Annotated in this window: 16 protein-coding genes; 5 read left to right on the plus strand and 11 right to left on the minus strand. The window is 46.4% G+C overall.

Annotated features, from left to right (window positions below; translation table 11 throughout):
• Positions 1–44: 44 nt before the first annotated feature.
• The 3 genes from R7M92_RS04195 (at position 45) to R7M92_RS04205 (ending at position 2280) form a co-directional block, all read left to right on the plus strand.
• Positions 45–926: a LysR family transcriptional regulator gene (locus R7M92_RS04195; RefSeq protein WP_213893484.1), complete on the plus strand. Its 882-nt coding sequence runs from the start codon at positions 45–47 to the stop codon at positions 924–926.
• A 129-nt stretch (positions 927–1055) separates the two neighbouring features.
• Positions 1056–1781, plus strand: a complete 726-nt coding sequence (hxpB, locus tag R7M92_RS04200; protein ID WP_318132783.1) for a hexitol phosphatase HxpB — start codon at positions 1056–1058, stop codon at positions 1779–1781.
• Complete coding sequence (locus R7M92_RS04205) at positions 1774–2280, plus strand: hypothetical protein (RefSeq protein WP_054574663.1); 507 nt, start codon at positions 1774–1776, stop codon at positions 2278–2280. The genes hxpB and R7M92_RS04205 overlap by 8 nt, the downstream gene beginning before the upstream one ends.
• A gap of 133 nt (positions 2281–2413) precedes the next feature.
• On the opposite strand, the gene R7M92_RS04210 is transcribed toward R7M92_RS04205, so the two are convergent.
• Genes R7M92_RS04210 through R7M92_RS04220 form a run of 3 tightly spaced genes read right to left on the minus strand, consistent with a single transcriptional unit; the run spans position 2414 to position 4963 of the window.
• Entirely contained in the window at positions 2414–2542 is a 129-nt protein-coding gene (locus R7M92_RS04210; RefSeq protein ID WP_005373267.1) for a DUF2474 domain-containing protein, read from the minus strand.
• A gap of 20 nt (positions 2543–2562) precedes the next feature.
• Positions 2563–3570, minus strand: coding sequence for a cytochrome d ubiquinol oxidase subunit II (gene cydB, locus R7M92_RS04215; protein ID WP_258483393.1), 1008 nt, complete (start codon positions 3568–3570; stop codon positions 2563–2565).
• Between the two features lie 28 nt (positions 3571–3598).
• Complete coding sequence (locus R7M92_RS04220) at positions 3599–4963, minus strand: cytochrome ubiquinol oxidase subunit I (RefSeq protein WP_318132785.1); 1365 nt, start codon at positions 4961–4963, stop codon at positions 3599–3601.
• A gap of 136 nt (positions 4964–5099) precedes the next feature.
• On the opposite strand from R7M92_RS04220, the gene R7M92_RS04225 reads away from it, so the two are divergent.
• The gene (locus R7M92_RS04225) at positions 5100–6533 is read left to right on the plus strand and encodes a PLP-dependent aminotransferase family protein (RefSeq protein ID WP_005382689.1); all 1434 of its coding nucleotides are present in this window, start codon (positions 5100–5102) and stop codon (positions 6531–6533) included.
• Between the two features lie 9 nt (positions 6534–6542).
• Here the strand turns inward: R7M92_RS04225 and R7M92_RS04230 are convergent, their stop codons facing one another.
• Complete coding sequence (locus R7M92_RS04230; RefSeq protein ID WP_318132787.1) at positions 6543–7091, minus strand: sugar O-acetyltransferase; 549 nt, start codon at positions 7089–7091, stop codon at positions 6543–6545.
• A 334-nt stretch (positions 7092–7425) separates the two neighbouring features.
• On the opposite strand from R7M92_RS04230, the gene R7M92_RS04235 reads away from it, so the two are divergent.
• The gene (locus tag R7M92_RS04235) at positions 7426–8292 is read left to right on the plus strand and encodes a mechanosensitive ion channel family protein (RefSeq protein ID WP_005373258.1); all 867 of its coding nucleotides are present in this window, start codon (positions 7426–7428) and stop codon (positions 8290–8292) included.
• A gap of 98 nt (positions 8293–8390) precedes the next feature.
• Here the strand turns inward: R7M92_RS04235 and R7M92_RS04240 are convergent, their stop codons facing one another.
• From R7M92_RS04240 to R7M92_RS04270, 7 genes are all read right to left on the minus strand, one after another.
• Positions 8391–8711, minus strand: coding sequence for a DUF1840 domain-containing protein (locus R7M92_RS04240; RefSeq protein WP_005373256.1), 321 nt, complete (start codon positions 8709–8711; stop codon positions 8391–8393).
• Between the two features lie 173 nt (positions 8712–8884).
• On the minus strand, positions 8885–9787 hold the full coding sequence (locus R7M92_RS04245) for a hydroxymethylglutaryl-CoA lyase (protein WP_062731026.1): 903 nt from the start codon (positions 9785–9787) through the stop codon (positions 8885–8887).
• A complete protein-coding gene (locus R7M92_RS04250) occupies positions 9768–11816 on the minus strand; it encodes an acetyl/propionyl/methylcrotonyl-CoA carboxylase subunit alpha (RefSeq protein WP_213969773.1) in 2049 nt (682 codons plus the stop codon). Before R7M92_RS04250 ends, R7M92_RS04245 begins: the two co-directional genes overlap by 20 nt.
• Positions 11809–12591, minus strand: coding sequence for an enoyl-CoA hydratase-related protein (locus R7M92_RS04255; RefSeq protein ID WP_258460939.1), 783 nt, complete (start codon positions 12589–12591; stop codon positions 11809–11811). The genes R7M92_RS04250 and R7M92_RS04255 overlap by 8 nt, the downstream gene beginning before the upstream one ends.
• A 105-nt stretch (positions 12592–12696) precedes the next feature.
• A complete protein-coding gene (locus R7M92_RS04260) occupies positions 12697–14304 on the minus strand; it encodes a carboxyl transferase domain-containing protein (protein WP_262627204.1) in 1608 nt (535 codons plus the stop codon).
• A gap of 115 nt (positions 14305–14419) precedes the next feature.
• Positions 14420–15589, minus strand: a complete 1170-nt coding sequence (locus R7M92_RS04265) for an isovaleryl-CoA dehydrogenase (RefSeq protein WP_005373245.1) — start codon at positions 15587–15589, stop codon at positions 14420–14422.
• Positions 15590–15634: 45 nt separating this feature from the next.
• Positions 15635–16021: a MerR family transcriptional regulator gene (locus tag R7M92_RS04270; protein WP_005373242.1), complete on the minus strand. Its 387-nt coding sequence runs from the start codon at positions 16019–16021 to the stop codon at positions 15635–15637.
• Positions 16022–16115: the final 94 nt, after the last annotated feature.

Here is a 16115-nt window from a genome sequence, read left to right on the forward strand (position 1 = left end):
GCTAAATCCAATATAAAAAAGATTTATTTTGATATGGAAAATATATGGAATTTCGCTACCTGAAGTATTTTGTCGCGGTCGCCGAGACTCGTCACTTTACCCGAGCAGCTGAACAGCTAGGGATTGCGCAACCTCCTTTGAGTCAACAAATCAAAAAGCTAGAGCACGAGCTTGGCGTGGACTTATTTAAGCGCTTGTCTAGAGGAGTAGAACTGACCCATGCAGGGCAAGTCTTTTATTTGGATGCGGTAAATATTCTTGCTGATGTGGAACGCGCTAAAGCAAAAGCCCGACAGATTGCCCGTGGTGAAAATACGCAGGTTAAAATTGGGTTCGCGACGTCAACATCAACCTGCATTAAGGTATTGGAGAGGATTGGGCGTATTCAAGAGAATGGGGTTCATTTACAGACGGCGGAACTGTCAATGCCAGAGCTTGCCGCTCAGTTAAAAAGCAAACAACTTGATCTCGCAATCATGCGGCTACCCTGCTACGCCAGTGAGCCTTTTGAACACAAGGTGTTGTTTAACGACCCGTTTGTCGCAGTGATTCCGGCGGGGCACGAACTGGCAAAATATCCCTGTATCCAGATGAAACAGTTGAGAGGCCATAAAATTTTACTGTTTCCACGAGAGACGGGCCCCGCATTGTTTGATGGCATGAGCACACTTTTTGCCGACGCAGGAGTAAGGCTCGAACCACAGTTCGCAGCACCGCAACTTCGTACGACGATTGCCATGGCGCAGGCCGGGTTAGGTATTGCTCTCGTTCCGCGCTCACTGGCTGAACATCTCGATGATTCCGCGACAGTCGCTGAGATTGATGATATCCCTCTCACTAGTCGTGTTGTTGTTGCTTGGGAGGCATCTAATCTCAATAAACAAGCGTTAAAAGTAGCCACGAACATCGGTCATGTTGAGGCTTAAAGATGAGTCATCGAACTGGCTCTGATAGCCACAGGCAAATGTGATACTCTCACTCGTTATATGCAAAGCTATGCTTTGGTTGAATAGACAAATCTTACTCCACGAATAGAACTTACTGAGGATGTACCAATGATATACGCTGCGGTCTTTGATATGGACGGGTTGCTGATTGATTCAGAACCTTTGTCGAAGGAAGCGGAAAAGCTGGTGTTTTCATCAGTTGGTGTCCAAGTGACCGAAGTGCTGTCAAAGCAGACTGCAACTATGACGACAGGTGAAGTAACAAGGTTTTGGTATGAACGTAATCCTTGGCAAGAAAAGAGCCTAGAGGAAGTAGAGAATGCTGTTGTGGATAAAGTGGAGGCATTAATAATTGAAAAAGGATGCGAATTAGAGGGTGTTACAGAAACACTCAAATTGCTTAAGGAAAAAGGGCTTAAGATAGGGTTGTCTACTAATTCACCTTATCAACTCATTCCCATCATTTTGAACAAACTCGGTATTGCCAGTTACTTTGACGCGATATCATCGTCAGACGATGTAGAGCAGGGTAAGCCAGAGCCAGATGTCTACCTTTCAACAATCAATAAACTAGGTGTAGATTCAAGTAACTGTATTGCCTTTGAAGACTCTTATTCGGGCATGCTTGCGGCAACACGAGCAAACATAAAAACAGTCGTGATACCTCAACCTGATAAGTTCTACCAAGAGTTTAATGAAGCCAGTCTAAAGCTGCAAAAGCTATCAGAGTTTAATGAAAGCCATTTGGCGAGTTTAATGGACTTGAATTTGAAAGCAACACTTGCACCAACACCGCATGAAAGTTTTTTAGAAGAAGGACTTGATTGTGAATAGCCGGTCGCTGAAAAAATACCTACTGCCAATGTTCTTATTGGTTTTACCTATAGAATCATTCGCAAAAGATACGACTATGTTGGACGAGCTCAATAATCGATTTGTTACATTTGAAAGGCGATTTGATGATTGTATCAACTCTGCTTCTCAAAGTGATATGAGTGAAAACATTGTCAGTCAGATTCAAGCGCTTAATATTGATTTTGAAATTTCGGTTGGCTATTTATACAAACAATCACTTTATTTATGCTCTGATGATGAATTCAGTGATTTAGCAAGAATTATCATGATAATTGAAACCTCCGATAATGATGGATTGCAATTATCAAAGGCAAAAGCTAGTCAAATTAGAAAGCTACTTTTTAGCAAAGTGGATTTACGTTTAGAGTCGAAGTTTCAAAGTTTACCGCAAGATAAAAAGGAAGCATTACTGAGCATTGCGAAAAAGCTTGAACCTTTTGATCTCGTAAGCATGCATGAACGACTTCAGGCAATGTAGACTTATGAAAGAATGTTTTGAGTAGATTCTTAACGCTTGGCTTTTTCATTAAGATTGAGTATTAGGTTCAACGCCTCTAGCTCTTACACAAGATCTAGAGGCATCCATTTTTTATTGACTTAAAAATGCCGCGCTAAGATTTTAACCCTGCAGCGGTCATCATGACGCGAAATAACATAGACACTAACCCTAATGCAGCGACGCTAACGACCCAAATTCCAACCATCCAAGCCCATTGTCGGCACCAATTTTTGATTTTCATACTCACTCCTTATCAACTCGTTAATGGTACGCTTCGTCTTCTTTCACTTTTCCAGAGAAGACGTAATAACTCCAAAAGGTGTAAGCCAGAATGATCGGGATGATGATCACTGCTCCAACGAGCATAAAGCGCTGACTGCTTGCAGGAGCCGCTGCTTCCCATATTGATATGCTAGGAGGAATGATATTTGGCCAGATACTGATGCCAAGCCCAGCGAACCCGAGAATCACGATCACCAATGCCATCACGAAAGGGCTGCGCTCTTTACGCTTTTTAACGGAGTCGGCAATCTTCAAACATACCAGCCCAGTAATGGCAGGTACGGGCAGTAAGTAGAACAAATTAGGCAGAGAAAACCATCTTTCCGCAATGGCAGGGTAAGCAAGTGGAGTCCAAGTGCTCACAATGACTAATGCGGAGATCATCGCCAGTAGTGTTTTGTTAGTGAAGCGGTACATCGTGTTTTGCAGTTCACCTTCCGTCTTCATGATGAGCCATGTGCTACCAAGCAGCGCGTACGTTGCGACTAAACCCAAACCACAAAAGATGGGAAAAGGGCTGAGCCAGTCGAGTTGACTACCTACGAAGACGCGGTTTTCCACCGCAAAGCCTTGAATTACCGCACCAACAACTGTGCCTTGGAAAAACGTGGTTAAAATCGAGCCGACCATAAAAGAGCGATCCCAGAACTTTAAGTGGTTTTCCAATGCTTTAAAGCGAAACTCAAACGCTACGCCACGAAAGATCAAAGCAATCAACATCAACGTCAAAGGGATGGTTAGCGCTTCAATTATTACCGCGTAAGCCATCGGAAAAGCGCCAAATAGAGATGCGCCTCCAAGCACAATCCAAGTTTCGTTGCCGTCCCAAACTGGCGCGACACTGTTGACCATGACGTCTTTTTGTTTTTCATCCTTGATGAAGGGCATCAGTATTCCAATACCCAAATCGAAGCCATCCATGATGATGTACATCAAAGTGGCAAAAACAATGATCGCGAACCAAATCACGGATAAATCAAAATGCATATTTTCTACCTTCACTTTGTGACAAATTCTAGATGCGGCCTGAAACGGTCGTCATGTCGTGCTCATCGTGTTCGATTGCATCGGGGCCTTTCTTGATTTGGTGGATCAAGTAGTAATAACCAAAGCCAAATACCAAGCTGTATACAACAAGGAAACACAGCAGGCTGATGCTCATTTGTAGGTCTCCGTGTGCAGAAACCGCATCACGCGTTTTTTGTACGCCATACACGACCCAAGGTTGCCGACCAACCTCTGTCGTAAACCAGCCAGCGAGTATTGCGATAAGACCAGATGGCCCCATAAACAATGAAAACTTGAGGAACCAACGCGAAGTATAAAGCGTGTTCTTTTTTCGTAACCATATGCTGTAGAAGCTTTGAAAAATCATCAGAAGTCCTAGCCCGACCATGATTCGAAATGACCAAAAGACGATAGGTGAGTTCGGTCGTTCCTCTTTCGGGAAGTCTTTCAGCGCCGGGATTGGCTCAGTTAAACTGTGGCGTAGGATCAAACTTCCTAAAACAGGAATTTCTAAGGCATAGTCTGTGCGTTCTTGTTCCATGTTTGGCATGCCGAACAATATCAATGGGGTTGGTTTGCCATCGCTGTTATCCCAATGTCCTTCGATGGCAGCGATTTTGGCGGGCTGGTGTTCCAGAGTGTTTAGCCCGTGCACATCGCCAATCACGGCTTGGAGTGGCGCAAGGAACACTAAGATCCCGAGCGACATCGAAAACATGGTTTTTACCGCAGTCGATTGATTGCCTCTCAATAAATGCCAAGCGGCTGACGCGCCTACAAAGAGTGCTGAACTGACGAAAGCCGCGACGCTCATGTGCGCCAAACGATAAGGAAATGAAGGATTGAAAACGATAGCAAACCAGTCGGTTGGCACCACACGTCCGTCGACAATTTCATAGCCTTGTGGCGTTTGCATCCAACTGTTGGAGGCGAGAATCCAGAACGTCGAAATGATCGTTCCTAACGCCACCATCGAGGTTGCAAAAAAGTGCAGCTTTTCGCCGACGCGACGCCACCCAAACAGCATTACGCCAAGAAATCCGGCTTCGAGAAAGAAAGCCGTTAACACTTCATAAGTCAGTAATGGGCCTGTGATAGAACCAGCGAAGTCGGAGAAACCACTCCAGTTGGTGCCGAATTGATAGGCCATGACAAGACCAGATACAACACCCATTCCAAAGTTAACCGCAAAAATTTTCGACCAGAAGTGATAGAGCTTTTGGTAATCGGGATTACGTGTTTTTAGCCATAAGCCTTCCAGCACGGCGAGATAGGTGGCCAAACCTATGGTGATAGCGGGGAAAATAATATGAAAGGATACCGTAAAGGCGAACTGTATCCGTGCAAGCATAAATGCGTCGAGGCCAAACATTAAACTTCCTTTGATCTTTTAAGTTTTATGAGAGAGCTATTTTAAAAGGAGCGGAATGAGGGAAGTAGGTACAGACAGTGACTATAAACCTATAACAGATTAAATATTGAAGTGTTATTATTTTGAATTCGGCTTTATGGAAGGGGATTTGCGTTTGGCGAAGTATCAAGAGTTAGTGGAACAGCTTAAAAGGCAGATAAAATCGGGGATATGGCATCCGGGTGACAAGCTGCCTTCGCTGCGTCGCCAATCTGAACACTCGGGTTTGAGCTTGATGACGGTGTTGCACGCGTATCAAATTCTGGAATCTCAAGGCTGGGTGACGTCACAGCCGCGCTCTGGTTATCGAGTCGCGCCCAATATTAAGAGTTCAAATGAACCCCAAGCGCCAGCCGCGGTTTCGTGGACAGAGCAGGTAGACATCAATGAGTTTATCTTTGATGTTCTGCAGGCGAGTAAAAATCCATCCATGATCAATTTTGGCTTTGCCTATCCAGACCCAAGTTTGTACCCAAGATATCACGTGAATCGGGCGATGAGCGCAGCCGCTCGCAATATGCCGATTTCCACCACCTTTGATAACTTACCGCCGGGAAACGAACAATTACGCACCATCATCGCGAAGCGTTATGCTGCGAAAGGCATTGAAATTTCACCCGATGAAATTGTCATTACGGCAGGCGCGCTGGAGGCGTTAACGCTCAGTTTGCAAGCTTGTACAAGACCGGGAGATTGGGTGGTTGTGGAGTCGCCTGCATTCTATGGCGCTTTGCAATCCTTAGAGCGGTTAGGTTTGAAAGCGCTCTCAGTAAGAACAGACCCAGTCACGGGCATTGACCTAGACTCATTGGAGCGAGCGCTGCAAACGCATGATGTGAAAGCGTGCTGGCTTATGTCGAACTTCCAGAATCCTCTGGGTTTTACGCTCTCCAACGAGAAAAAACAAAAGCTGATTGAACTGACACAGCGATATAACGTGCCAGTAATTGAAGATGATGTGTACAGCGAACTGCATGCCGAGAATGACTCGGTTTACCCACTAAGAATGTTTGATGACACGGGCAATACCATGTTGTGCTCCTCGTTTTCAAAATCATTAATCGCAGGGCTACGTATTGGTTGGGTTGCGGCAGGAAAGCGGGCGCTAGAGGTACAAAAGTTACAGTTAATGAGTACATTAGCGACGAGTGCACCAGTGCAAATGACATTGGTGCACTATTTAACAAGCCGCAATTATGAATCGCATTTGAAGCAGTTACGGAAAAAGCTGTTTGAACGTAAAAGTAAGATGACGGATCTGCTTAGTGAGCTGTTACCTGAAGCAGTCAACGTGTTAAGCCAAAGCGGCGGGTACTTTATTTGGCTAGAGCTTCCTAAGCATATTGATGCCTTGCCGATATATCGAGAAGCACTAAAAGGTAATATCAGCATCGCACCGGGAAAGATGTTCAGCCTGACAGAACAATACGATCACTGTATTCGTCTTAACGCTTCTTTTGAGCTCAATGACAAATACGTTCATGCTCTCAATCTGCTTGCCAATATTATTCGCGATCATTTGGCGAAATAGCCACTTTCTTCAGTTTTTGGGTTTAATGGAGCGCGCCGGATTTCCAACGACTCGATCGCCCGGCGCAACGTCTTTGGTTACGACAGAGCCAGCGCCAACGACGGCCTGATCGCCAATGGTCACGCCTGGCAGTATGATGGCGCCCCCACCAATCCAAACGTTATTGCCAATTGTTACCGGTTTGGCGATCTCGTCTCCGGATAAGCGTCTTTGTGTATCGAGTGAATGAGCGGCTGTGTAAATTTGCACTCTAGGCCCAATCATGACGTTCGCGCCAACCTCAACCTGCCCATTGTCCAGAATAATGGCATCCCAGTTGATGTAGGTGTTTTCTCCGATGGACAGGTGACAACCGTAGGTAAGTTGAAGCGGTGGCTCTATACAGGCGCTGTTTTCTAATTGGACGCCCATTTCTGCCAATAGTTGTCTACGTATATCTGGGTTTGGCTCGTGGTTAAATTGGAAGACAAGCTGCGCGGTTTTGGCGCGCATTAGCTTTAGTTCTTCATCCAGACAATTATAGGTTTCTCCAGAGCGCATCCGAGTCAGTTCTGACATGACAATCATTCCATCAATGTTATTTGCAATAAGGTGCATAATAAGTGAGAGTGATTCGAAGTGAAAATTTGATGCTTAAAAATCAGAAAGTTATCACTGATTTTCCTTGCGTCTCAAGTTGGTTGATTGGCTCGTTTAGTTCACAAAGACGTACTCCCTAAATGGCTTAATCGGTTGAAGCCAAAGTGGGAAACCACTCGAAGCGTTTTACGTAGATTACTATATAGTTAATAAGAAGAACTTAATTGAGCCGCTTGCGCTATCGATTGGGCTAAAAATATAAGACTTATGCGCTCTGGCTTGCTGGCAACGATGAATCAAGAGTGAGCACTTTATGTTCGAACGGGTCATTTCATTTTTAGAAACAACACTGTTTACCTTTAACGAACAACCTATCACGTTGTGGGCGATATTGATGGTGCCGACATGGGTCATTGTCGCTTTATGGTTATCCAAAATTTTGATCAAAACCGTTACGTCAAGAATGTCTTCATCGGGGAAAGACCCAAACGTGATTCATTTGGTTAAACGGATATTATTTGTCATCGCTCTCGCCATTATTTTTATGACCACACTTTCGATGATCAATGTGCCAATCACCGCGTTCGCCTTTCTGTCTGGTGCCATCGCTATCGGCTTCGGTTTTGGTGCGCAAAACATCATTAACAACTTCATAAGTGGCTGGATTTTGATTGGTGAAAAGCCAATCCGAATTGGGGACTTTTTAGAGGTTGAGGGCGCCAAAGGCACTGTCGAGCAAATAAATACACGTTCAACGAGAATCAGACGAACCGATGGTGTTCATATGCTCATACCCAACAGTCAGTTGATTGAGAACGTGGTGATCAACTGGACGTTATGCGACAGATTAGTTCGTGGCTCGGTCGTCGTCGGCGTCGCGTATGGGAGCGATGTCAAACAGGTTGCTGCCTTAATGGCGGAAGTGACTTCGCAGCAAGCGCAAGTTCTGAGTTCGCCAGCGCCAGATGTGTTTTTTCAAGACTTTGGTGACAATGCTTTGATCTTCGAATCTTATTTTTGGATTAACTCAACGGTTGAGGGCGGTATTCGCTCGGTCGCAAGTGCCATGCGTTTTGAAATCTACGAAGCTTTCGAAAAGCACGGCATTGAAATCGCGTTTCCACAACGAGATGTGCACATTGATGGGCAAATTAAGTTGTCTAGGGAGAGAAACGGATAGGGCGATAAGCGGTATTGGTGTTCTTATCTTGGTGTCGAGTAACCATAGCGAGGCGGTCACAACACGGATTCACCTCGCTAGAAACCAGTTTGAAGGCGTTATTGGTTGTCCCACATGACTTCGCATTCTTCTTTGATTGCTGATTTTAGCAACTCAATCAGTGGAAACGCTCTGCGTCCTAGGCTTACCGCGGGCTCTGCTTGTTCTTCCTCTTCGTCTACATCAGTAGGGAGGTTTTCTTCAGCTGCATTTTTCGCAGATAGAGCAGAAGTTAATCTTGATAGCGCGTCAGGAACATCTTGAGCGGAAATTGATCCCGGCACCGTGCCGCTGTGACCCATCATTTTGAGCATATCTAATGCAATATCACCAAACATTGTGACGTTTGAGTGGCTTCGACAACGAAATGTTATGAGCATTTACCTGATCCTGTTTTATATGTTCGGTTTGAAACTAAATTGTAGCTGAAATCAGATACTAATTAATGTGATGAAGACCGTTGAGCGTTAAGGTTTTTATGAGTAACAACAAAAAACGGGCACGTACGTCTGCATGCCCGTTGAAATACATTACCTGATTGGTTGTTGATGATTTACAAGCTATACGGATCGCCCAGAGCTAATGCGACCCTAGAAGCAGGAGACTTTCCTAACGCACGGCAAATTTGCCAACCCGCTTCATTGATGACGCCAAGGTCAACGCCTGTTTCAATCCCAAGTTGCTCACACAGATAAAGTACATCTTCCGTTGCAACATTGCCACTGGCACCTTTCGCGTAAGGGCAGCCGCCCAAACCAGCAACCGCACTATCAATGGTGTTGATGCCCATTAACAAGGCTTGGTAAATATTGGCTAAAGCTTGTCCATAGGTGTCATGAAAATGTACCGCGAGCGCGTCTTTTGGCAGTAGCGTTAACAACGAATCCAGCATGGCGATAACGCGATTAGGCGTTGCTTTACCGACAGTATCACCGAGCGAAATCTCATAACATCCCATATCAAACAACGTATTGGCGACCTTGGTAGTTTGCTCTGGCTTGATTACTCCCTCATATGGACACACCATGGTACAAGACAAGTACCCGCGTACAGGAATGTTGTGCTGGTTCGCCAATTCGATAACGGGTTCAAATCGAGCGAGACTTTCTGTAATGCTGCAGTTGATGTTCTTCTGGCTGAACGTTTCTGAAGCGGAGCCAAACACCGCAATTCGCTTTACACCGCTTTCCAGCGCACGTTCTAACCCTGCGAGATTTGGTGTGAGCGCGCTATAAACCACTTCAGGCTTTTTTGAGATACCAGCAAACACCTGATCGGAATCGGCCATTTGAGGCACCCACCTTGGAGAGACGAAAGATCCCGCCTCAATATGCTTTAAGCCACTGCTGCTTAGTTGGTTAATCAAACGGATTTTATCAACCAGCGTCACTGCCGTTTCATTTTGCAGACCATCACGAGCGCCGACTTCGACGATATTAACCTTCGCTGGTAGCATATTCGCGCTCCTTATCTTCACTGACGTTATCCGATATCAAAGACAAATTCAGCAGTATGGAACCGTGCTGTACTTGGTCCCCGTGCTGATAAAACAATTCGTCGACTGTTGCTGCGACCGGAGCCGTGATGGTGTATTCCATTTTCATTGCTTCGAGTACCAAAAGCGGATCGCCCGCCGCCACTTCGTCACCTTTAGCCACCATAACTGCTGAAATTATGCCGTTGAGTGGTGCGGTTGGACTTAGTTCATCATCTACATCTTTTGCAGAGTCAAAGTTAGGTTGATGAGCGAACGTGCGCTGCTGACCAAGATAAAATAGTGTTGTCTTTTGTTCGTTGCTAAGTGCATTAAAGGTGTAACGCACATTATCAATATCGACGATAAACTGGTTGTCACTTTCAAGCAGGATGACCTGATGCAGCTCCTCGCCGCATCGGACAGTGAAGTGAGATCCTGTATCTTGCGATGATTGTTGCAAACGTGCCTGATGGTTGGCATTGGCATCCGTGAAGTTAAATCGGTAAACGTTGTCAACTGACAGTCTAAAACCTCGTTTGGTTGGCGCGGGTAACGTTGAGCTGTCTGATTTTGAAATGAGATCATTCCAACGAGCAACCGCCGCCAATGTAAGCCAGATTGAATCCGAGACGTCTTGCTGCTCATTTATGCCTTGTTGATGTCTTACGAGGAAACCTGTATCGAGCTCAATCTCGGCAAAGGCTGGCTGCGAAATAATACTGTGCAGATAACCAATGTTTGTCGTTACGCCACGTACGTGATATTGAGTTAACGCCTGCTTAATCTGCTTTAGAGCGATATCACGAGTTTGCCCCCAGACGATCAGTTTGCTGATCATTGGATCGTAATATTCGCTGATGCTATCGCCTTGGGTAACACCACTATCAACGCGTACGCACGCTAGGCGCACACTACTGTCTGATACGGGTTCTTTTAAGTAATCAATGCGGCCAGTCGACGGCATAAAGTCATTGTCTGTATCTTCTGCGTAAATTCGCAGCTCAATTGAATGACCGTTGTGGGTGATTTCAGATTGCGAAATAGGTAAATGCTCGCCAGCTGCGACTTTTAATTGCCACTCCACCAAATCAACACCGGTGATCAATTCAGTAACAGGGTGTTCAACTTGCAGACGAGTATTCATTTCCATGAAGTAAAACTCACCGCGGCTATCGAGCAAGAACTCCACCGTGCCAGCGCCAACATAGTCGATCGCTTGAGCGGCCTGAACCGCAGCTTCACCCATTTGTTTACGCAGTTCATCACTAAGACCGGGAGCTGGTGCTTCTTCGACTACTTTTTGGTGACGACGCTGAATGGAGCAATCGCGATCAGAAAGATAGACACAGTTGCCATGTTGGTCAGCAAATACCTGAACTTCAACGTGGCGAGGCTGCAATATGCATTTTTCGATTAGAAGCTGCTTATCGCCAAAGCTTGAAAGTGCTTCACGCTGCGCTCCGTCGATAGCCAGCGGCATTTCGGCTGCGCTGTTGACCACTCGCATGCCTTTGCCGCCGCCACCTTGTGTTGCTTTAAGCATCACTGGGTAACCGATTTTTTCAGCTTCCGCTAATAAGTGCTCTACGCTGTTGTCTGTGCCGTGATAGCCGGGAACCAAGGGCACGTTCGCCTCAGACATGATGGCTTTGGCTTGCGACTTCGAACCCATTGCTTCAATTGCGCTGGTGGAAGGGCCAATAAAAACAATGCCATTTTCGCTGCACGCTTTCGCCAGTTTCGGGTTCTCGGAAAGAAAACCATACCCAGGGTGGATAGCATCGGCTTGCCATTTTTTCGCAGCGCCGATAATTGCATCGATATCGAGATACGATTCACTCGCAGGAGCGGGGCCAATGAATTCAGCGAAATCCGCTTGTTTAACATGTAAGCTGCTGCGATCCGCTTCGGAATAGACGGCAACCGTCTCGATAGCCATGCTTTTTGCGGTTTTAATGATTCGGCAGGCAATTTCACCGCGGTTTGCGATCAGTATTCTTTTAAACATGATTCCTCCAATTGGCGGCGCGCTTTTCAAAAAATGCACTCAGTCCTTCTTGTCCTTCGCTGGACACGCGGGCGGTTGCAATAGCTTGGCTGGTGTATTCAATTAATGAATGCTCGATAGGTTGATTGTCACAACGTAAGCAGAGCGTTTTTGCTGCCTGCATGGCTTGTGGACCGTTGTTAAGCAGGTGATCAATGGTGCGATTGACGGCTTCACGTGGTTGAGCGTCTATCTGATGAAGAATACTCATCGATAGTGCGGTTTCGGCATCAATCAGTTCCGCGGTTAAAAAGTAGCGTCGGCTTTGTCGTTGTCCAATCGCTCGGATTACGTAAGGTCCGATGGTGGCGGGTAACAAACCGAGCTTCACTTCACTCAAACAGAAGCGGCTTTCAGGTGTACCAATAGCGATATCGCAGCAGCAGATAAGCCCAAGTGCGCCGCCAAATGCAGCGCCATGCACCATAGCAATGGTTGGTTTGCTAAAGGTATCCAGCGTATGCAAAAGTTTTGCTAGTTGCTGTGCATCTTGCAGGTTTTCACTTTCGGTTTTGGCGGCCATTGACTGCATCCAGCCAAGATCCGCACCCGCAGAAAAGTGTTTACCTTGCGCCGTTAGTACCAATGCACGTAGAGAGTCGTCTCTATCAAGTTTTTCCAAGATTTCGATAAGTGAAGCAATTAATTCATCATTAAACGCGTTGTGTTTCTCTGGTCGATTGAGGCTCAACCAGGCAACGCCATTGCTGTCTTTTTCGAGCAGTAGTCCGGTCATGTGACTTCCTTTGTCTGACATTTCAGTCTGTATTCCAATACTCGCTAACCGTTACTTGTATAAACATCGGTATTCGCGAGGAGTTAAGGTTTGCCTTGCATCCGACTACATACGGAAGATGCCAAATTTGCTGTCTGGTATCGGTGCATTAAGCGCAGCAGACAGAGCAATGCCGACAACATCACGGGTTTTCGCAGGGTCAATAATGCCGTCGTCCCACAGGCGTGCACTGGCGTAGTATGCATGGCTTTGAGTCTGATATTGCTCCGCAATTGGACGTTTGAACGCTTCTTCTTCCTCTACGCTCCAGCTTTCACCTTTGCGAGTTTTGATATCGCGGGTCACTTGCGCCATCACGCCAGCCGCTTGCTCTCCACCCATGACGGAGATGCGCGCGTTTGGCCACATCCACATCATGGTTGGATCATAAGCGCGGCCACACATGCCGTAGTTCCCTGCGCCATACGAGCCACCAATCACTACGGTAAACTTCGGCACGTCTGCACACGCAACAGCAGTTACCATTTTCGCACCATGTTTGGCGATGCCTTCGGCTTCGTACTTCTGACCGACCATAAAGCCCGTGATGTTCTGTAAGAAGAGCAGAGGAATTTTGCGTTGTGCGCACAGCTCAATAAAATGCGCGCCTTTTTGTGCTGATTCCGAAAATAGAATGCCGTTGTTAGCGACAATGCCAATCGGCATACCGTGAATATGGGCAAAGCCACAGATCAAGGTTTCGCCGAACAAGGCTTTAAATTCATCGAACTGGGAATCATCAACAATTCGGGCAATGACCTCTTTAACATCAAACGGCTTTTTAAGATCGGTTCCGACGATGCCGTACAGCTCTTGCGCAGGAAAGCGTGGTTCCTGTGGTGCTTTTTGCTTGAGTTGAACGGGTTTCAAGTGGTTGATTTGTGAAACCGCTTGTCTTGCCAACTCTAACGCGTGGTGATCATTTTCTGCGTAATAGTCCGCCACACCCGAGGTACGGCAGTGAACGTCTGCGCCACCAAGATCTTCCGCGCTGACTTCTTCACCTGTCGCCGCTTTTACCAGAGGAGGACCTGCCAAAAAAATCGTGCCTTGTTCTTTGACTATGATGGATACGTCGCACATGGCAGGAACATAAGCGCCGCCAGCGGTACATAGCCCCATGACCACCGCAATTTGTGGAATGCCTTTGGCCGACATACGGGCTTGGTTGTAGAAAATACGGCCAAAATGGTCTTTATCTGGGAAGACTTCATCTTGGCGGGGGAGGTTAGCACCGCCAGAGTCGACTAAGTAAACACACGGCAGTTGGCATTTTTCTGCAATTTCTTGTGCTCTTAAGTGCTTTTTCACGGTGAGTGGGTAGTAACTGCCGCCTTTTACCGTCACGTCGTTCGCGACGATCATGCACTCAGTGCCGTCAATCACACCCACACCTGCAACCACTCCAGCACATGGAACGTAATCTGGATACACATCCCAGCCAGCAAATTGACCAATTTCTAGAAAGGACGAACCAGGGTCGAGTAGGGCAAGAATGCGCTCACGTACCGGAAGTTTGCCTTTCTTCTGCTGATGCTCGCGGGCTTTCTCACCGCCACCATCTTCGATTTGCGCAGTCACGGTATAAAGTTGATCTACAAGTGATGCCATAGAGCGGTAGTTTTCCTGATACTGCTCTGAATGGGTGTTAATATTGGTCGTCAAACAAGCCATAAATAGCCGATCTCCATTCGGTAGACGGGTGTCACCACCCGTCTTTATTTAGGTTGAATAAGATTTAGATTGAATAAGGAAGTTGTTTCGAGTTCGAACCGCCTAGGTATGATGATTAGGCGCTTTCGTTAAACAATTCGCGACCAATAAGCATGCGGCGAATTTCTGAAGTGCCCGCACCGATTTCATACAGCTTGGCATCTCGCAACAAACGGCCCGTATCAAACTCGTTGATGTAGCCGTTACCGCCAAGTAGTTGAATCGCATCCAGTGCCATCTTGGTTGCCAGCTCTGCGCTGTAGAGGATCGCGCCAGCAGAATCTTTACGTGTGGTTTCACCGCGATCACAAGCGGCAGCGACGGCGTAAACATACGCTTTAGCGGCATTCATTTGTGTGTACATATCCGCGATTTTTGCTTGAACTAGCTGGAATTCACCGATGGATTTACCGAACTGTTTACGGTCGTGAATGTAAGGCACAACGATATCCATACACGCCTGCATGATGCCAAGTGGGCCGCCTGCAAGCACCACACGTTCGTAGTCGAGGCCGCTCATCAATACTTTCACGCCTTGGTTTTCTTCGCCGAGAATATTTTCCGCAGGGACTTCGCAGTTTTGGAAGACCAGCTCACACGTATTCGAGCCGCGCATACCCAACTTGTCGAGTTTTTGTGCTTGAGTAAATCCAGGGAATCCGCGTTCCACAATAAATGCCGTGATGCCTTTGGAGTGCTGGCTTGGGTCGGTTTTTGCGTAGACAACATAGGTGTGTGCATCAGGGCCGTTGGTGATCCACATTTTGTTGCCATTTAATAGGAAAATATCGCCTTTACGTTCGGCTTTAAGCTGCATAGAGACCACATCAGAGCCGGCGCCGGGTTCACTCATAGCAAGGGCGCCGATATGTTCACCGGAGATGAGCTTAGGTAGGTATTTCTCTTTTTGCGCTTGTGTACCGTTACGGTGGATTTGGTTGACGCAAAGGTTGGAGTGAGCGCCGTAACTTAACGCAACCGAAGCGGATGCTCGGCTGATTTCTTCCATAGCGATAACGTGGGCGAGATAGCCCATGCCTGCACCACCAAACTCTTCGCTGGTGGTCACACCTAAAAGACCCATGTCACCTAATTTGGACCAAAGATGGTTTGGAAAGTCGTTAGTTTGGTCGATAGATTGCGCTAGCGGCGCAATTTCTCTTGCAGCAAAACTATTGATTTGCTCGCGAAGCAAATCGGTATTTTCGTCATAAACAAAGTTCAGGGAAGAGTAGGTAGATTTCATTGCGTGTCCTTGCCTTTACGTCACCTACATCCCAGAGTTGAGGTGTTAGGTGACTTTTTCGCCTTTCATGGATCTCAGTGTGTTTTGGCATCGCAACTGCGCAGCATTTAACTCCATCATTACCGCTTGAATGTCGTTTGCTTGCTGTTGCAATGCTGCCTTCTTCTCTTCGATCAACCGAATCATATAGTTCAACTGCTCAGTACTTTGATCGGTATCGTAGAGTTCAAATAACTCTTTGATATCTGCAAGAGAAAAGCCCAATCGCTTACCTCGCAAAATCAGTTTTAGTCGAATTCGATCACGACCATTGTAGATTCGAGTGTTGCCTTTACGTTCTGGAGTTAGGAGACCTAAATCTTCGTAGAAGCGAATGCTTCGAGTAGTAATGTCGAACTCTTTCGCGAGCTCGCTGATCTTAAATGTGTTCATTCCTTAACCTTACGACTTTCGTATAACATTTACATGAATATACAATTCGTTAACGTTAAAGTAAACAAACAACATCCACTCTTGAGCCTTGATA

The sequence above is a fragment of the Vibrio sp. Vb2880 genome (assembly GCF_033337975.1).
Taxonomy (GTDB): domain Bacteria; phylum Pseudomonadota; class Gammaproteobacteria; order Enterobacterales; family Vibrionaceae; genus Vibrio; species Vibrio alginolyticus.